Below are 18617 nucleotides of genomic sequence, written 5' to 3' on the forward strand. Positions count from 1 at the left end.
TTTATAAAATAACATGCAATACTATTGATAAGCATTGGGTTCAGGATATATAATTTAATACATATTTAGTTTTAAGTAGGGGAGGATACTTATGGCTTCTAAGACAGATACCGAGGTAATTATTGGCGGTAAAGTGTTTACACTTAGCGGATATGAGAGCGAGGAATATCTTCAGAAGGTTGCTTCATACATCAATAACAAAATTGCTGATTACAGCAAGATGGATGGTTTCAAGAGACAGCCTGTTGATACGCAGAATGTCTTGCTGCAGCTCAATATAGCTGATGATTATTTCAAAGCTAAAAAGCAGGTTGAGATGCTTGAAGCTCAGCTGAGCGACAAGGAAAAAGAGCTTTATGATATCAAGCATGAGCTTATAGCTACTCAGATCAAGCTTGAAAATACAGAAAAAAATGTTAAGAATCTTCAGTCTGACATTACAGAGGATTCAAGAAAGATCATCCAGATGGAGACAGAGCTTAAAACTCTGAAAAAGTAATATAAGGCTGCCGATTGGCAGCCTTTTCTATCATATTTATTTATTCATTTTGAAGGGATTATTTGTATATGCGTAAAGTTGAGCTTCTTGCTCCTGCAGGGAATTATGAGACAATGGTCGGTGCTTTTAATGCCGGTGCCGATGCAGTATATCTTGGCGGCCAGGGATTTGGCGCCAGAGCTTTTGCTGATAATTTCACCAATGAAGAGGTTGTCAGGGCTATTCGCTATGCGCATATTCAGGGTAAAAAAATTTACCTGACGGTCAATACTCTTCTTAAGGAAAAAGAAATCCCTGCCTTTAAAGAATTCTTTGCACCCTTTGCATACGCAGGACTGGATGGCGCAATTATTCAGGATCTTGGAATTTTCAAGATAATAAAGGAATCATTCCCATGGGTTGAGCTTCATGTAAGTACTCAGATGACAATTACGGGTGATGAAGGTGCTTCACTCCTAATGGAGCTTGGAGCTTCAAGAGTGGTTCCGGCAAGAGAGCTTTCGATCGATGAGATTAAGAGAATTCATGATAATTGCAAATATCCTGATGGCAGAAGCATTGAGATAGAGGCATTTATTCATGGAGCTATGTGTTATTGCTACTCCGGAGCATGCCTGTTTTCAAGCATGGTGGGAGAGCGAAGCGGTAACAGAGGAAGGTGCGCACAGCCCTGCAGACTTCCATACAGAATGGCAAAGGGAGAAGAATGCTATCCTTTAAGCCTTAAGGATATGTGTATGGCTGACAGAATCCCGGAACTTATTGAAGCAGGTATAGATTCCTTCAAGATCGAGGGAAGGATGAAGAAGCCGGAGTATGCTGCGGGTGTTACTTCGGTATACAGGAAGATTATTGACAGATATTATGAGCTTTCTCAAAATGACAATGATTTTGAAAAAGGAAAGATAAAGCTTAGCACAGTTAAAGAAGATAGAAAAATACTATCTTCGTTATACCTTCGTTCGGAAATAGGTGAAGGTTATTATTTCAGACACAACGGAGCTGATATGATAACCCTTAAGAATCCTGCATATAATGGCTCAGAGGAAGCAGTACTTGAGGACGTAAGAAGCAGATTCATTAACGGAGAAAAGAGAGTTCCCGTGGAAGTAAGCTGCAAGCTTAAAATTGGCGAAAAAGCAGAGCTGACAATCAGTACTGACGCTTTAAACGGTATCTCGGAAACTGTTTTTGTGAAAACAACCGGAGATGAAGTTCAGGCTGCTTTGAAGAGAGCTATGTCAAGAGAGGATGTAGAGAAACAGCTTTCAAAGCTTGGAAATACATTTTTTGAAGCATCGAAGCTTGATATTCAGATTGATGATGCCGGCATCTTTATGCCTAACAAAGCTCTGAATGAACTAAGAAGATCAGCGGTTACAATGCTCGAAGAAGAAATAGCTTTAAAAAGAGGCTATAAGGTATTTGATTTATCTAAGGCAGATTGTGAGAATGCTGCAAATATTGCAGAGACCTGCGCTAAAAATACTATTAAGCGTGTGAAAGCAAAAGGCTTTGGCAGGGATACCAAAATCGATATATCGGTTCTGACCTATGATCAGTTGTTGGAAGCAGTATCATTTGCAAAGAGATCCGGAAAAGTCGGAAGAATATATATCGATTCCAGGATAATAATGATGGATAGGGATATTCCTTCTCCTGATGGCTTTGACTATTATGCTGCACTTCCATATATTGCACGTAATGAAAGCTTTTATGATGCTTATGATGAGATGAGAAAGCTTCTCGAAGCAACGGAAAAGTATTCTGTTAAGGGTGTTCTGGTAAGAAACACAGAGGAGCTTGCGATAGTAAGAAAGGCGGATTTTGGAGGAGACATCGTAACAGATTATGGTATGTATCTCTGGAATCATGAGGCCGCAGCTCTGCATGGTGAGCTTTTAAAAGATAGCACATATAAAGGCTTTAATCTACCACTCGAGCTTAATCTTCATGAGATGAGCGAGTTCATGGATGCGGTTTATTCTGATGTAAGCGATAAAGGAAATGAGGCGCCCTTGGCAGGTCTCATGATTTATGGAAGGGTTCCGATGATGCTTACTGCAAACTGCATTAGGAATACACTTCAGGGATGCACTTCAAACCGCGGTAAAATCTGCGAATACGAAAATACAAAGATAACCGACAGAACAGGAAGAGTGATGCCTGTTACCTATGATTGCACGCATTGCTGCAATATCATATGGAATAGTGTTCCTGTTTCATTATTCAAAAAACTAAAGAAAATAAAAGCTTTTGCAGATGACTATAAGCTTTCATACAGAATGGACTTTACGGTAGAATCAGCGTTAAGAGTGAAGGAGCTTCTGGATTCTTATGAAGGCCTGATTTATGGAAATGCAGCAGAGTCAGACAGATATGAAAGAGCGCTTTTGGAGGAAGACTACACAGCAGGTCATTTTGAGAGAAGCGCAGATTAAGGATGCTATAAAAACGACTTATGGAATTTTACTTGACTGAAATATCTAAATACGTAATTGTTGGGAGCATTGGGGCATATACCCTGTTTAGCTTCCTGGTTTTCATGTATAAAGGAGAGAAAAGAAGGGGCTGGGTATACACTCTACAGATAATATCGCTTTTTGCAACTCAGTTTGCCTGTTTTATTCAGATAATTGCTCAGACTGGAAGTAAGCGGTACTTTTTACTTCTGATGATACAGTCGATTGTTCTCGCAAGCACAATATCACTGTTTCATATGGTATATCCTGACGGAAACAGACTGATAATCAATAACATGTGCATGCTTTTGATGATCGGCATGATCATGATAACCAGAATTTCTTATGGTAAAGGCATAAGACAGTTTATTATTTCAAGCGCGTCTTTAGTACTTGCATTTATTATTCCGGAGATAATTTTCAGATTTGAATTCTTAGAGCGCCGCGGGTATGTCTTTGCAGCTGTAGGAATACTGATTTTGGGAATCATACTGGTATATGGTTCCGTGGCCAACGGTTCCAAGATCAATTTCAGGATTGCGGGGCTTTCATTTCAGCCACAGGAGCTTGTTAAGCTTATTTTTGTATTTTTTATCGCTTCGATACTGTCTGAGAAAAATGACTTTAAAACCGTGGCGATTACATCTGCACTGGCTGCAACACATGTGATAATATTGGTCCTTTTGAAGGATCTCGGAAGTGCGCTTATATTTTTTGTTGTATATTTATGCGTTCTTTTTGTTGCTACAAACAGCTATTTATACTTGCTTTCAGGACTGGGAGCAGGGGTGATTGCCAGTGTTATTGCCTACTCACTGTTTCCTCATGTTCAGCAGAGAGTTGTGGCATGGAGAGATCCCTGGACTACTATTGATTCCACGGGATATCAGATAACACAGTCGCTATTTGCCATAAGCGGAGGTGGTTTGTGGGGCCTCGGGCTTTATGGCGGAACACCATCCTCAATACCTTATGTGGAAGAGGACTTCATGTTTGCTGCTATTGCCGAAGAGATGGGGATAATATTTGCTTCATGTCTAGTTGCGATTTGCATTTCTACTTTCTTGATGATTCTTTTGGAGGCATATAAGATCAGGAATTTATTTGGAAGACTGTTGTGCGTAGGTCTTGCTGTTACATATATTTTCCAGGTGTTTCTTACCGTGGGCGGCGATTCAAAGTTCATCCCTCTTACAGGAGTGACACTTCCTCTTGTGAGCTATGGAGGAACATCTGTAATGGTGACGATCATCATGCTTTCTCTTGTTGAAGGCGAATGCCTTGTGAGAACCGATGAGAGATATCAGGATTACTTAAAAAGAAAGAGGGAGAAGATAAATGCAGGAAAACAATAAATCTTATCCCATTTTGATAATAGGCGCTTTTACGGTTATTCTTTTTGCTTCGATGGTGGCTTACATCTGTACATATGCTGTAACGAATCACAGAGTAATGATGGATAACAGCTATAACGCGCATCAGACTCTCTTAAGAAAGCAGAACACCAGAGGAACTATCTATTCATCAGATGGAAAGGTACTTGCGGAGACCAAAACAGACGAAGTCGGTAATGAGACAAGAGAATATCCTTATGGCAAAACTTTCTCTCATGTGATTGGATTTTCGGTTAATGGCAGAAGCGGAATTGAAAACCTGGCAAATTATTATTTGATAAATTCCAATGCCGCCCTTAAGAGTAAGGCTGAAGCCAAAGAAAATGACCAGAAATTTCCGGGTGATAATGTTTATACAACTCTTGATACCGCTCTTCAGGAGACAGCCTTTGAGGCTTTATCCGCAAGAGATGGAGCTATAGTAGTTACGGAGGTTGAAACAGGTAGAGTTTTGGCTCTTGTTTCAAAGCCTGATTTTGATCCCGGAACAATACTTAATGATTGGGAAGAAATAACATCAGATAAAAATAATACTCAGCTTTTAAACAGGGCTACTCAGGGGCTTTACCCTCCCGGGTCTACGTTTAAGATTGTAACAGCTCTCGAGTACTATAAAGAGAAGGGCGAAGATTACAAAAATTATACTTATAACTGTAATGGTAAGTTCACTTCAGGCGATGATGTGATAAGATGTTTTCATGGAGAGAGTCATGGGAGTCTTGATTTTGCCATGTCCTTTGCGAAATCATGTAATTCATCCTTTGCGAATATGTCACTTCAGCTTGATAAAAGTGATTTCGGGAAAACTCTTGAAAAGCTGATGTTCAATTCCGACCTTCCATGGGAAATGAATTATTCAAAGTCTAATGCTGTATGCAGTGATGCCCTAAGCGATGGAGATACAATGCAGCTTGGCATTGGTCAGGGGACTACGACGGTCACACCGCTTCATATGAACCTTATCACCGCAGCCATAGCAAATGACGGAACGCTGATGAAGCCTTATCTCATTGATAAAGTTGTTACAGCTGATGGAAAGACAATTGAAAGCTTTTCACCTAAAGAATATAAAAAGCTAATGAGTGAAGATGAATCTGATTTCCTTAAGACACTGATGGAAGGCGTTGTGGAAAAGGGAACAGCGTCTAAGCTAAAGGGATTATCATATACTGCTGCCGGAAAAACCGGTTCAGCTGAATTTAAAGACAGCACATCGGATTCACATGCGTGGTTTACTGGCTTTGCACCTGCTGAGGACCCTGAAATAGCAGTGACTATCATAGTTGAGAATGCAGGCTCAGGAGGAGAGTTTGCTGTTCCGATTGCGAAGAGAATATTTGATCGCTACTTTGAGATGAAGTAGCAGGAGGTTTTGTTGAGAATAAGGGGATGTTGCAATTTTTTCTCAAAACTATATATTGGTGATTCGGTTAAGAACGAGAGACTTGTGAAATGGAAATTAAGACACGGAGCGGGACAACTTCTAATATATGTCGTTACTGCTTCTGATATTCCCACAGGTCAGCTTGAAATAAAGCATTGCGCTTTTTTGAAGCAAAAGTATTATTACAGGCATCCTGAATTCATCTATGGAATTGCCGGAAGCTATAATGAAGCTTTGGATATTGTTATGAAGATTTCCGATGAAGCTTCGGAGAATGGTATGGAAGGAGATATCAAGGGCTATCTGAACAGCCTTGTGGGGAATAACTGATGGCGTTGTTTTTATCTATTCTTAAGATAATAGGAATAGTTCTGCTTGTAGTTCTGGGAGTAGTACTTGTTTTATTACTGCTTATTCTTTTTGTGCCGATAAGGTACAGAATTGACGGAAATGTAAAAGAGACTGACCTTGAAAATGAAGTCGATAAGCTTAAGGAAAATGTCTCGGGAATTGTTAAATTCAGTTGGCTATTACATTTTGTAAGCGGTGGGATATCTTATCCTGAAGATCCGGAGTTTAAGGTTAAGGTATTATGTTTCACGGTATTTCCACCGAAAAACAAAAAGAGTGATGATGAAACGGATATAGATGAAGATTACGAGATTGATACCTCGGAGTCTTCTGCGAACACATCCGGAGATACGATTACGGAAAAAGAGAGCGGTTTTGATGAACCCTCTGAGGATACTGATACCATAGAAGATGAAAGCGAGGAACAAAAGGAGCCATCACAATCAGAAGAATCTGAAAGCGAAGTTTTAGAGGAAGATGAATTTGATGAGGATGATGAAAGCTTTTTGGATTTTCTGAAAAATATCCTTGATACGATTAACAGAATAATCAAAGTACCACAGGATGTATTTTCAAAAATCCAATATACAACATCTAGAATCTGTGATAAGATAAACATGGTCAAAAACACGTTATCTAATGATATTTTCAAGCGTGCTTTTGAGGTTACGAAGAAGCAGTTGATCCGAGTCCTTAAGATGATAATTCCAAGGAAATTCAGAATGGATATTTTATTAGGACTGGGAGACCCCACACTTACAGCTGATATCATGGCAGGATATGGTGTTCTTTATCCTATTTTGGTGAATAAAGTATTTCTTATACCTGATTTTGAGAGGCAGATTGTTAAGGGTGAAGCTCATATCAAGGGCAGAGTAACTGTTTTTACACTTCTTCATGCAGCAGCTATACTTTACTTTAACAAAGATGTGAAGAAGACAATTCGTAGGTTTAATAAGATTATCAATTCTTAATTGGGGAGAGTTTTTTATGGGAGATTCAAATTTTAATTCCGTTGTAGATTCTCTAATGAATGGCATGAATACAATTATGGGAGCTAAGACTGTAGTAGGTGAAGCTACTAAGGTTGGCGATACCATAATAGTTCCTCTTGTGGACGTATCCTTTGGGGTAGGTGCGGGTGCAAGTAATGCCGATAAAAAGAATTCTGGAGCCGGTGGTTTTGCGGCAAAAATGTCGCCCAGTGCGGTTCTTGTAATTAAAAACGGTCAGACAAAACTTGTTAACATCAAAAACCAGGATGCGGTTACTAAGGTCCTTGACCTTGTGCCCGACATAGCTGACCGCTTCATGAATCGCGGCAATGACATGATGGATGATGACAGCGCGGTTGATATTGCCTTTCCTGAAGAAGAGAACCTGGAGTAGTATAGCGGTATTAGGGGGTTCCGTATGGAAAAGTTTATTAGCGAAGAACGAATCGACAAGGCAACAGAGGATGAGCTTCTCGAGATGAGACTCTGGATTTATAAAGAGAGCCAGAGACTTGAGATGGAGCAGAAGGCTGTCGATAGTAAGGTTGCTGAGATTGAATGTGAAATGAATAAGTTTCGCGAGAGATTTCAGCGTGAGAGAAGCGAGTTTGAGCACGATAAACAGAAGTTTAAGGATGATCAGGCTCTCTTTGATCAGCAGATTGAGATTCTCAAGGAAGGCTTTGATAAGCTTAACGCAGATAAAAAAGTAATCGAGCGTGAGTGGAAAAAGCTTGAACAGGAGAAGGGATATCTCAGAGAGGATGAATACAGCAAGGCTGAATTCTTCTTTAAGGGTGTTAATTCACTTCTTGCGCTTAAAAAGCGTTATAGAGATCTGATGAAGATTTATCATCCTGATAATATGTGTGGAGATCATAGACTTTGCGATATGATCAACCAGGAATATAACATTTTATTAAGGCAGTTTGACGCCTATATGAAGGCGTAAATAAAAAGTTAATCTTTAAATAATTATTTTTTGCTTGCATTCGCTTACCATTTCTGATATTATATCTGATGTTGCGAATATGTATTTTGAAAATGGTTATTTATTCGCTTGATGCATTTGATTAAAATATGGCTTATAAGGAGGTGTCAAAGTGGCTAAGTGTGAAGTATGCGGCAAGAGCGTTCATTTCGGTAACAACGTAAGCCATTCCCATAGAAAGAGCAATAGAATCTGGAATGCTAACGTACATAAGGTTGCTGTTAAAGTAAACGGCGCTACACAGAGAATGAACGTTTGCACAAGCTGTCTCAGATCTAAAAAGGTTGAGCGTGCTTAATTGAACGAGGTTCGTATTTAAAGGATTCACTTATGTGAATCCTTTTTTTCGCTAAATCAAAGACAAATCTTATTTTGACTTCATTTTTTTACGCTCTTAGTTTATAATCGATTATATGCAATTTTATGATAGCAGAGGCATGCATATTTGATCTCTGCGTCATTTATATGGAGGTGCAGTATGAAGTCTACTTCAATGAACACTCATATGGGTAGTATTGCAATTGATAATGAAGTAATTGCTCAGTATGCAGGAGCCGTAGCTAATGAATGCTTCGGTATTGTTGGTATGGCTAATGTTAATGTTGCCGAGGGACTTGTAAGTCTTCTTAAGAAGGACAACATCAAAAGGGGAATTAATGTAACTATTGGAGCTAACAGAAAGCTTACACTTGATTTTCATGTGATCATTGCTTACGGAGTTAGTATTTCAGCGGTTACGGATAACCTTATAGATAATGTTAAGTACAAGGTTGAGGAATTCACCGGCCTTGAAATAGAGAAGATAAACATCTTCGTTGAAGGCGTTCGCGTCATCGACTAAGGTCAAGGAGGGTAGAATTTTGAGTAACACAATTAAAGCGTCTGATGTGAAAAAGATGTTTCTTGCAGGCGCAAGTAATTTGAATGCAAAAAAAGAGTGGATAAACGAGCTTAACGTTTTCCCTGTACCTGACGGTGATACAGGAACCAATATGACAATGACTATCATGTCAGCTGCTAAGGATGTTAAGAATCTTCCTGATGATATCGATATGGGCAGCCTTTGCAAGAGCATTTATTCAGGTGCTATGAGAGGCGCAAGAGGTAACTCAGGTGTTATCCTTTCACAGCTTTTAAGAGGTTTCACCAAGGGCGTTCGTGACTACGAAGAGCTTGATGCAGAGATAATTGCCAATGCTTTTGATAAGGCTGTTGAGACTGCTTACAAGGCAGTTATGAAGCCCAAGGAAGGTACAATCCTTACAGTAGCTAAGGGCACAGCTGAGAGAGCAATGGAGCTTTCCAAGGAAGGTGCTGATGATCTTGGTACTTTCTTTGAAGAAGTTATTAAGTATGGTGATGAAGTATTAAATAAGACTCCGGAGATGCTTCCTGTACTTAAACAGGCCGGCGTTGTTGATTCAGGCGGACAGGGCCTTATGCAGGTGCTTAAGGGCGCTGTAGATGCTTACCTTGGTAAAGAGGTTGATTATTCAATCGATGAGTCTGCGGCTACACCTGTTGCTACTAAGACTCAGGCTACTGCTGAGGTAGATATTAAATTTGGTTATTGTACAGAGTTTATCGTACTTCTTAACAAGCCTTTAAATGTTAAGCAGGAGATTGACTTCAAGGCATTCCTCGAGTCAATCGGTGACAGCATTGTTATGGTTGCCGATGATGAGATATGTAAAGTTCACGTTCATTCTAATGATCCGGGACTTGCTATCCAGAGAGCTCTCATGTATGGTCAGCTTTCAAACATGAAGATTGATAACATGAGAATGGAACATCGTGAGAAGCTTTTCCACGAGAATCAGAATGGAACATATGCTGAGATTGAAACTGAGATAAATGGTGCGGCTGAGTCAACACCTACTTATAGCAGAGAAGATGATATTCCACTTAAGGGTGAAGTTGGAGAAGCTGCTAAGAGCAATGAGCCTCAGTTCGTAAATGAAGAGCATAAGGATATCGGTTTTGTTGCTGTATGTGCAGGTGAAGGTCTTGCAGAGATTTTCAGAGGACTTGGAGTTGACTACGTTATCGAGGGTGGTCAGACCATGAATCCCAGCACAGAGGATATTCTTGAGGCTGCTTCAAAAGTAAATGCTGATACTGTTTTTGTTCTTCCTAACAATAAGAACATTATACTTGCAGCTAATCAGGCCAAGATTATGATGGAAGATAAGGGTGAGGACAAGAAGATTGTCGTAATCCCTACAAAGACTGTACCTCAGGGTATAACAGCCGCTATTAATTTCATGCCCGGAACTTCTGCTGAAGAAAATGAAGAAGGTATGAAGGAGGCAATTTCCACAGTTAAGACCGGTGAGGTTACATACGCAGTACGTGATACCATGATTGATGATGTTACTATCAAGCAGGGCGACTACATGGGTATTGGCGACAATGGAATTCTTGGAGTTGGCGGTGATATTGATGAAGTAACAGCAATGATGATCGATAAGATCGCTGATGACGGGACAGAGCTTATAAGCCTTTATTATGGCTCAGATATTAAGGAGGAAGAAGCTAATGCTCTTTGCGAGCGTATAAGCTCCAAATTCTCCGGTTGTGATGTTGAGGTTCAGTACGGTGGTCAGCCGATTTACTATTACATTGTGAGTGCGGAGTAAGATGACTGGAAGTAAAAATCCATCTTTAATTGAACATGTATCTTCTTTAAAGGGCGTTGGCGATAAAAGCAGCGCCCTTTTTGAAAAGTGCGGAATTCGAACTGTCGAAGATCTGCTTTCTTATTTTCCAAGAGATTATGATATTTGTGGTGAGATAAAATCTGTGGCGGATTTAAGATCCGGTGAAATAAGCGCAGTAAGACTGTCACCAATAGGCAATATCGCTGTAAAACGAGTAAGAAACCTTAGTATCCTTACCTTTAAGGCAGGCGATGTTACAGGGAACATGCAGATCACCTATTTCAATATGCCCTTTATGAGGAACAATATAAAACCCGGAAAATACTATGTTTTCAGAGGCCTTGTTCAGAAAAAGGGAAGTGGCTTTGTAATTGAGCAGCCAAAGCTTTTCAAAACTGAGGACTATATGGAAATCATGGGCTCAATGCAGCCTAAATATCCTCTTGTTAAGGGGCTTTCCAATCAACTGGTCATTAAAACCATGAAACAGGCGATCATGGCAAGTCCGTATCTTGAGGAGATGCTGCCTTCCTATATCAGAAGACAGATGGATCTAATGGATTATTCTGAGGCGGTCAGAAAAATTCATTTCCCTGCAAATATGGATGAATTTACAGTTGCCAGGAAAAGGATAGCTTTTAACGAGATTCTTGAGTTTATTCTAAGACTCAGATTTTTAAAGAGAAGCGAAGAACAATCCATTAATGACTATGTATATGAATCTTCTGAATGTGCCGATGGCCTTCTTGATAAGCTCCCATACAGGCTCACAGGAAAACAGCTTGAAATATGGAATGATATTAAGGGTGACCTGACCGGAAAAAATGTCATGAACAGGCTTATTCAGGGAGACGTAGGATCCGGTAAGACAATTCTTGCATTTTTGGCACTTTTGTTTACTGCTGAAAATGGATATCAGGGAGCAATAATGGCGCCCACGGAAGTACTGGCTCGTCAGCATTTTGAAGGTTTTTCTCAGATGATGGAAGAGTATGATCTTCCGATAAAACCGGTGCTTTTAGTTGGATCATTATCTGCAAAGGAAAAAAGAATTGCCAATGAAGGCATCGAGAATGGTAGCTATAACTGCATAATAGGAACAAATGCCCTAATTCAGGAAAAGGTAAACTATAGAAACCTTGCATTGGTAATCACTGATGAACAGCACAGATTTGGCGTTCAGCAAAGAGAGAAGCTTTCCGAAAAGGGGAAGAATGTACATATTCTTGCTATGAGTGCAACACCGATTCCCAGGACACTGGCAATTATTCTTTATGGTGATTTGCATATTTCTATTCTTGATGAAATGCCTAAGGGCAGAATACCAATAAAGAATTGTGTTGTGGGAACCCAGTACAGGCCTACTGCTTACAAATTTATAGCAGATCAGATTAATGCAGGACATCAGGCCTATGTAATCTGCCCTATGATTGAAGAGGGTGAGATGGATGGCCTTGAGAATGTCACTGATTACACTGAAAAGCTAAAAAGCACTTTCCCTTCAGGTGTACGTATTAGAACACTTCATGGAAAGCAAAAGCCCTTCGAAAAGGAAGCAATTATGGATGAGTTCGCAAGGGGAAATATAGATATTCTTGTTTCCACAACTGTTATCGAGGTTGGTATTAATGTTCCAAACGCCACGGTAATGATGATTGAGAATTCAGAGCGTTTCGGCCTTGCGCAGCTTCATCAGCTAAGAGGAAGAGTTGGGCGTGGTAAGGATCAATCCTACTGCATTTTCATAAATACGTCAGAGAGTGATGATGCAAAGCAGAGACTGGATATAATGAATCACTCAAATGATGGCTTTAAGATTGCTGAGGAAGACCTTAAGCAAAGAGGCCCAGGGGATCTTTTCGGAATAAGGCAGAGTGGTGAGATGGCCTTTCATGTGGCGGATATATATCAGGATGCCGCTCTCATTAAGGAAGCTGCTGCCTTGGCTGACAGAGTACTTTTGGAGGATCCTGACCTTGTATTGGAGGAGAATGCACCTTTAAAAGAATGGCTTAAATCAAATTTATTTGACTTTACAGCTTTATAAAAGTAAAATTTAGTAGAGTATGTGTTCGAATAATACAACATATTGTATACTTCTCGGAGGAAAATATGTCAAAAGTTGCGATCATAACTGATACAAACAGCGGTATTATGCCCGCCGACGGCGAGGCACTTGGTATAAAGGTTATCCCTACTCCTTTTATGATTGATGGAGTGGAATATTTGGAAGGAATCAATCTTACTCAGGAGGATTTCTTTAGAAAGCTTGCTGAGGGAGCTGATGTCTCAACGAGTCAGCCCAGTCCCGGAGGACTTTTGGAGCTTTGGGATGAGATGCTTAAGGACTATGATGAAATAGTTTATATTCCATTAAGCAGCGGCCTTAGTAGTTCATGTCAGACAGCGACAATGCTTGCTGCTGATGATTATGAGAACAAGGTTTTTGTTGTCAATAACCAGAGAATCTCCGTTACCATGAGACAATCTGTTCTCGACGCGATCGAAATGCGTGACAAGGGCATGAGCGGTAAGGAGATTAAGGATAAGCTTGAGGAAGTGAAGTTTGAATCCAGCATCTATATCATGCTAGATACTCTTTACTATCTTAAGAAGGGTGGCAGAATCACACCTGCTGCAGCTGCGCTTGGAACACTTTTAAAGCTTAAGCCGGTTTTGCAGATTCAGGGTGAAAAGCTTGATGCCTTTGCGAAAGCAAGAACCACAACTCAGGGTAAAAACATAATGATCAATGCGATGCTCTCAGATTTCGAGAATAGATTCGGAGGCCTCGATGCTCATGATGTTCACTTAAGCGGCGCTTATTCTTATGATCTTGAGAAAGCCCTTGAGTTTAAGGGAGAGGTTGAAGCAGCTTTTCCCGGATATGAGATGCACATGGATCCGCTATCTCTTGTTGTGTCATGCCACATTGGCCCCGGCGCACTTGCAATAGCCTGCTCCAGAAAGGTGTATGTATAAGATTAAAAGTCGCAAAGACTTAATTAGCGGTAATCCGCATCCTATGAAAAAAGTTAGTTAAGGTTGGGTAGTATTTATGTCAGTAAGTAATAACTATGATGCCTCCAGCATTACGGTTTTGGAGGGTCTCGAAGCGGTAAGAATGAGACCCGGAATGTATATTGGTAGTGTTTCAACAAGAGGTCTTAACCATCTTGTTTACGAAATAGTAGACAATGCGGTTGATGAACATCTTGCCGGACATTGTTCACAGATAACTGTGACACTTAATCCTGACGGAAGCGCCACAGTAGAGGATAACGGTCGTGGTATTCCTGTAGGCATGCATGCCAAGGGAATTACCGCAGAGCGTGTTGTACTTACCATGCTTCATGCAGGTGGTAAGTTTGATAATGCCGCGTACAAGACAAGTGGAGGTCTTCACGGTGTAGGTTCCTCTGTTGTTAATGCTTTATCTACCTGGCTTAAAGTACAGATAAGAACTGATGGCCAGATCTATGAAGATGCCTATGAGAGAGGTGTTCCCACAGTTCAGCTTAAGGACGGACTTCTTGAACCCGTCGGTAAGACAAGAGAACACGGAACGACTATATCATTCCTTCCTGATCCTACGATTTTCGAAAAGACAAGGTTCAGAGAAGAGGATATAAAGTCAAGGCTTCATGAGACAGCGTATCTCAATCCCAATTTAACAATTATATATATTGATGACAGACCGGGAACGGAGGAATATATTGAATTCCACGAGCCTGAAGGTATAACCGGTTTCATCAGGGATATGAATAAATCCAAAGAGACAGTAACTGACGTAATCTTCTATAGTGGAGAGAGCGACGGTGTCTCTGTTGATGTTGCATTCCAGTATGTTAATGAATTCCATGAGAATATTTTAGGTTTTTGTAACAACATTTATAATGCCGAGGGTGGAACACACCTCACCGGCTTTAAAACCATGTTTACGAATATCATCAATCAGTATGCAAGAGAAATAGGTGCTCTTAAGGATAAGGATGCCAATTTCAATGGTACTGATGTCAGAAACGGAATGACTGCAGTTGTTAGCATCAAACATCCCGACCCAAGATTTGAAGGGCAGACCAAGACTAAGCTTGATAACCAGGATGCGGCAAAAATCGTTTCACAGATAACCGGTGATGAGGTTACAAGATTTTTTGATAGAAATATCGAAATATTAAAATCCATAATCGGATGCGCTGAGAAGGCTGCAAAGATTAGAAAAACCGAGGAAAAGGCCAAGACAAATCTTCTTACTAAGCAGAAGTATTCCTTTGACTCCAATGGTAAGCTTGCGAATTGCATAAGTAAGGATGCATCTAAATGTGAGATTTTCATCGTAGAGGGAGATTCTGCGGGTGGTAGTGCCAAGATGGCGAGAAACCGTGAATTCCAGGCCATTCTTCCGATCAGAGGTAAGATACTTAACGTTGAGAAGGCCAGCATAGATAAAATTCTTGCCAATGCCGAGATCAAGACAATGATAAACGCCTTCGGATGCGGATTTTCAGAGGGCTACGGAAACGACTTTGATATTTCAAAGCTTCGCTATGACAAAATTGTTATAATGGCCGATGCCGACGTAGACGGATCTCACATAGCGACATTGCTTCTTACATTGTTCTACAGATTTATGCCAGAGCTTATATTTGAAGGACATGTATATATTGCTATGCCTCCTCTTTACAAGGCTATACCCAGCAGAGGCAAGGAAGAGTATCTTTACGACGACGCTGCGCTTGAAAAATACAGAAAAAATCACAAAGGACCTTTCACTCTTCAGAGATATAAGGGTCTTGGTGAGATGGATCCTGAGCAGCTTTGGGAGACAACACTTGATCCCGAGAATCGTATGATGAGAATTGTCGAGATTGAAGATGCCAAGATGGCATCACATATGACTGAGCTTCTTATGGGTAATGAAGTTCCACCCAGAAGAGATTTCATACATCAGCATGCAACCGACGCTGAGCTTGATGTATAACACTAAATAAATCTTGAGTTTAATGCAAATATTATTTGCCTTCTCCTTTTAGGAGAAGGTGTCAGCGTAGCTGACGGATGAGGTAACATGGAAGAGAGATTAATTCGCTCCGAATACTCGGAGATAATGCAAAAATCATATATTGATTACGCAATGAGTGTAATCGTCGCAAGAGCTCTCCCTGATATCAGGGACGGTCTTAAACCGGTTCAACGCAGAACTTTATATGATATGTATGAATTGGGAATAAGGTATGACAGACCATATCGTAAGAGCGCACGTATCGTAGGTGACACCATGGGTAAATATCATCCCCATGGTGATAGCTCAATTTACGATTCGCTTGTCGTAATGACCCAGGACTTCAAGAAGGCTGTTCCGCTTGTTGATGGACATGGTAACTTTGGCAACATCGAAGGTGATGGAGCTGCTGCCATGCGTTATACTGAGGCAAGACTTGCCCAGATAACACAGGAAAATTTCCTGGCAGATCTTGATAAGGATGTAGTTGACTTTATTCCAAACTTTGATGAGACAGAGAGAGAACCCACTGTTTTACCTGTAAAGATCCCTAATTTTCTTATAAATGGATCAGAAGGTATCGCGGTTGGTATGGCTACAAGCACACCGCCTCATAATCTCGGCGAAGTAATAGATGCTGAGATTGCTTATATGCAGAACCCTGAGCTTACAACCAAGCAGCTCATGAAATATATCAAGGGGCCTGATTTCCCTACCGGAGGAATCGTTACCAATAAGGACGATCTTCGTGCTATATATGAGACCGGACAGGGTAAGGTGAGAGTCAGAGGTAAGGTTGATGTGGAAAAGGGAAAAGCCGGACATATCAATCTTGTAATTACAGAGATTCCTTACACTATGATTGGCGCAGGAATAGGTAAGTTCTTATCGGACGTAGCAGAGCTTGCTGAAAAGAAGATAACTAATGATATCATCGACATTTCCAACCAGTCTTCAAAGGAAGGCATTAGAATCGTAATTGAGCTTAAAAAAGACACTGATGTTGAGAACTTTAAGAATCTTCTTTATAAGAAGACTAAGCTCGAGGATACATTCGGAGTAAATATGCTGGCTATCTGCGATGGAAGACCTGAGACCATGAGCCTTTCTTCCATCATGAGAGCAGTTGTAGATTTCCAGTTCGAAACAGCAAGGAGAAAATATACAACACTCCTTAAGAAGGAACAGGACAAGAAGGAAATCCAGGAAGGTCTCATTAAGGCCTGCAATGTAATTGATATTGTTATCGAGATCCTCAGAGGTTCAAAAGACAGACCCATGGCAAAGGATTGCCTGGTTAACGGTAATACCGAAGGAATAAGATTCAAGAGTGAGGCTTCAAGAGCTATGGCAGCTCAGCTTCTTTTTACAGAGAGACAGGCTGATGCCATCCTTGAGATGAGACTTTACAAATTAATTGGCCTTGAGCTTGAAGCACTTGTAAAGGAACATGAGGATACTATCGCAAAGATATATCGCTATGAGGATATTCTTGAAGACCATGATTCAATGTCTCTGGTAATTCAGAACGAGCTTTCTGAGATTAAAAAGCGCTACAACGTAAAGAGACGCACTATCATCGATAATGTTGAGGATGCGGTTTACGAAGAAAAGCCGGTAGAAGAAATTGATGTCGCATTTTTGATGGATAGATTCGGATATGCCAAGACCATCGATGTCACCACATATGATAAAAATCTTGAGACCATCAAAAATGACTTTAAATATTCATTTGTAATGAAGAATACCGGAAAGGTTTGCGTGTTTACCGCAAACGGAACACTTCATACCATCAAGGCTATGGACCTTCCCGCAGGAAGAATGCGTGATAAAGGTGTTCCTATCGATAATGTCAGTGATTTTGATACTACAAGTGATCAGATAGTCTATGTAGCAAGTCAGAGTAGCCTTAATCTTTACAGGATTATGTTTGTAACAAAACAGGGTAATACTAAGCTTGTTGACGGTGGCGAGTTTGATGTATCAAGAAGATCCGTCGCGGCTACGAAGCTAGTAGATGATGACGAGGTTATCAGTGTACATGAGATTCATGATATAAGCACTGTTGTATTCCGCTCTGAGAATGGATTCTTCCTCAGATTCAATGTAACAGATATTCCTGAAAAGAAGAAGGGAGCTGTCGGTGTTCGCGGAATTAGACTTGGCTCTAAGGATTCCGTAAGAGATGTATTTTATCTTAAGGAAGCTGATGAGCAGACAATTGAGCACAATGGCAAATCACTTGTACTTGATCACCTTAAGATAACAAGCAGAGATACTAAGGGAACAAAGATCAGACTTTAAAAATCGGAGAAAAATATGAGAGTAATCGCAGGCGAAGCCAGAAGACTCAGATTAGTAACACCTGAGGGGAATGATACCAGACCTACTCAGGACAGAATTAAAGAGACTCTTTTCAATATGCTTCAGAATGATGTTCCGGGAGCTGTTTTTATCGATGCATTTGCCGGTAGCGGCGGTATTGGTATAGAAGCTCTTTCAAGAGGAGCTAAAAAGGCATATTTTATTGAGAATAATATTAAAGCAGTAAAGTGTATAAACCAGAATATTCAGACTACCAAATTTGAAGACAGAGCAACGGTCCTTAAATCAGATATCTTGGTTGGATTAAAGAATATTAAAGAAAAAGAAGTGGATTTAATATTTGTTGATCCTCCATATGAGTCCGGGTTGTATGAAAGAACCTTTGAACTTCTTTCCAGACTTCCCTATGTAACAGAATACACAATGCTTATAGCAGAGTGTAGCCTTGATATGGATTTATCTGTTTTTGAAGATAATGGTTTTGAAATTATCAAGGAAAAAAGATATAAGACTAATCAACATGTTTTTATGAAAAAGCTCAAAAGCTAATTAAA

16 protein-coding genes are annotated in these 18617 nt (G+C 40.3%); all 16 read left to right on the forward strand.

Annotated features, from left to right (window positions below):
* The first annotated feature begins 91 nt into the window (after nt 1–91).
* The 16 genes from zapA (at nt 92) to rsmD (ending at nt 18612) form a co-directional block, all read left to right on the forward strand.
* Nucleotides 92–499: a cell division protein ZapA gene (zapA, locus tag G586_RS0118040; protein WP_026528835.1), complete on the forward strand. Its 408-nt coding sequence runs from the start codon at nt 92–94 to the stop codon at nt 497–499.
* Between the two features lie 68 nt (nt 500–567).
* Entirely contained in the window at nt 568–2940 is a 2373-nt protein-coding gene (locus G586_RS23755) for a U32 family peptidase (protein WP_051204903.1), read from the forward strand.
* 233 nt (nt 2941–3173) lie between these two features.
* Nucleotides 3174–4316: an FtsW/RodA/SpoVE family cell cycle protein gene (locus G586_RS23760; protein WP_242832054.1), complete on the forward strand. Its 1143-nt coding sequence runs from the start codon at nt 3174–3176 to the stop codon at nt 4314–4316.
* Nucleotides 4300–5718, forward strand: coding sequence for a peptidoglycan D,D-transpeptidase FtsI family protein (locus tag G586_RS0118055; protein WP_026528836.1), 1419 nt, complete (start codon nt 4300–4302; stop codon nt 5716–5718). The genes G586_RS23760 and G586_RS0118055 overlap by 17 nt, the downstream gene beginning before the upstream one ends.
* A gap of 12 nt (nt 5719–5730) precedes the next feature.
* Nucleotides 5731–6069 carry a hypothetical protein gene (locus G586_RS0118060; RefSeq protein WP_026528837.1) on the forward strand — a complete coding sequence of 113 codons (339 nt, stop codon included), beginning with the start codon at nt 5731–5733 and terminating at the stop codon, nt 6067–6069.
* Entirely contained in the window at nt 6069–7064 is a 996-nt protein-coding gene (locus G586_RS0118065) for a hypothetical protein (RefSeq protein WP_026528838.1), read from the forward strand. Before G586_RS0118060 ends, G586_RS0118065 begins: the two co-directional genes overlap by 1 nt.
* Nucleotides 7065–7080: 16 nt before the next feature.
* Entirely contained in the window at nt 7081–7479 is a 399-nt protein-coding gene (locus tag G586_RS0118070; RefSeq protein WP_026497523.1) for a GerW family sporulation protein, read from the forward strand.
* 24 nt (nt 7480–7503) lie between these two features.
* Entirely contained in the window at nt 7504–8037 is a 534-nt protein-coding gene (locus G586_RS0118075; RefSeq protein WP_026528839.1) for a hypothetical protein, read from the forward strand.
* Between the two features lie 151 nt (nt 8038–8188).
* Nucleotides 8189–8374, forward strand: a complete 186-nt coding sequence (gene rpmB / locus G586_RS0118080; protein ID WP_026528840.1) for a 50S ribosomal protein L28 — start codon at nt 8189–8191, stop codon at nt 8372–8374.
* Nucleotides 8375–8554: 180 nt separating this feature from the next.
* Nucleotides 8555–8917, forward strand: coding sequence for an Asp23/Gls24 family envelope stress response protein (locus tag G586_RS0118085; RefSeq protein ID WP_026528841.1), 363 nt, complete (start codon nt 8555–8557; stop codon nt 8915–8917).
* Nucleotides 8918–8933: 16 nt separating this feature from the next.
* Nucleotides 8934–10715, forward strand: coding sequence for a DAK2 domain-containing protein (locus G586_RS0118090; RefSeq protein WP_026528842.1), 1782 nt, complete (start codon nt 8934–8936; stop codon nt 10713–10715).
* Nucleotide 10716: 1 nt separating this feature from the next.
* A complete protein-coding gene (gene recG, locus G586_RS0118095; protein ID WP_035773553.1) occupies nt 10717–12783 on the forward strand; it encodes an ATP-dependent DNA helicase RecG in 2067 nt (688 codons plus the stop codon).
* Between the two features lie 65 nt (nt 12784–12848).
* Complete coding sequence (locus G586_RS0118100; protein ID WP_026528844.1) at nt 12849–13718, forward strand: DegV family protein; 870 nt, start codon at nt 12849–12851, stop codon at nt 13716–13718.
* Between the two features lie 76 nt (nt 13719–13794).
* Complete coding sequence (locus tag G586_RS0118105; RefSeq protein ID WP_026528845.1) at nt 13795–15717, forward strand: DNA gyrase/topoisomerase IV subunit B; 1923 nt, start codon at nt 13795–13797, stop codon at nt 15715–15717.
* An 87-nt stretch (nt 15718–15804) separates the two neighbouring features.
* Nucleotides 15805–18042: a DNA gyrase/topoisomerase IV subunit A gene (locus G586_RS0118110; RefSeq protein ID WP_026528846.1), complete on the forward strand. Its 2238-nt coding sequence runs from the start codon at nt 15805–15807 to the stop codon at nt 18040–18042.
* Between the two features lie 15 nt (nt 18043–18057).
* Nucleotides 18058–18612 carry a 16S rRNA (guanine(966)-N(2))-methyltransferase RsmD gene (gene rsmD / locus G586_RS0118115; protein ID WP_026528847.1) on the forward strand — a complete coding sequence of 185 codons (555 nt, stop codon included), beginning with the start codon at nt 18058–18060 and terminating at the stop codon, nt 18610–18612.
* The last annotated feature ends 5 nt before the right edge of the window (nt 18613–18617 follow it).

The organism is Butyrivibrio sp. VCD2006 (genome assembly GCF_000423925.1).
Classification (GTDB): Bacteria; Bacillota; Clostridia; order Lachnospirales; family Lachnospiraceae; genus Butyrivibrio.

What these genes read in the sequence shown, in the direction of transcription:
- G586_RS0118105 (WP_026528845.1), top strand. Translation starts at nt 13,795, where the DNA reads ATGTCAGTAAGTAATAACTATGATGCCTCCAGCATTACGGTTTTGGAG.
- G586_RS0118110 (WP_026528846.1), top strand. Translation starts at nt 15,805, where the DNA reads ATGGAAGAGAGATTAATTCGCTCCGAATACTCGGAGATAATGCAAAAA.
- G586_RS23755 (WP_051204903.1), top strand. Translation starts at nt 568, where the DNA reads ATGCGTAAAGTTGAGCTTCTTGCTCCTGCAGGGAATTATGAGACAATG.
- rsmD (WP_026528847.1), top strand. Translation starts at nt 18,058, where the DNA reads ATGAGAGTAATCGCAGGCGAAGCCAGAAGACTCAGATTAGTAACACCT.
- zapA (WP_026528835.1), top strand. Translation starts at nt 92, where the DNA reads ATGGCTTCTAAGACAGATACCGAGGTAATTATTGGCGGTAAAGTGTTT.
- G586_RS0118055 (WP_026528836.1), top strand. Translation starts at nt 4,300, where the DNA reads ATGCAGGAAAACAATAAATCTTATCCCATTTTGATAATAGGCGCTTTT.
- G586_RS0118065 (WP_026528838.1), top strand. Translation starts at nt 6,069, where the DNA reads ATGGCGTTGTTTTTATCTATTCTTAAGATAATAGGAATAGTTCTGCTT.
- G586_RS0118085 (WP_026528841.1), top strand. Translation starts at nt 8,555, where the DNA reads ATGAAGTCTACTTCAATGAACACTCATATGGGTAGTATTGCAATTGAT.
- G586_RS23760 (WP_242832054.1), top strand. Translation starts at nt 3,174, where the DNA reads ATGATACAGTCGATTGTTCTCGCAAGCACAATATCACTGTTTCATATG.
- G586_RS0118070 (WP_026497523.1), top strand. Translation starts at nt 7,081, where the DNA reads ATGGGAGATTCAAATTTTAATTCCGTTGTAGATTCTCTAATGAATGGC.
- recG (WP_035773553.1), top strand. Translation starts at nt 10,717, where the DNA reads ATGACTGGAAGTAAAAATCCATCTTTAATTGAACATGTATCTTCTTTA.
- G586_RS0118100 (WP_026528844.1), top strand. Translation starts at nt 12,849, where the DNA reads ATGTCAAAAGTTGCGATCATAACTGATACAAACAGCGGTATTATGCCC.
- G586_RS0118075 (WP_026528839.1), top strand. Translation starts at nt 7,504, where the DNA reads ATGGAAAAGTTTATTAGCGAAGAACGAATCGACAAGGCAACAGAGGAT.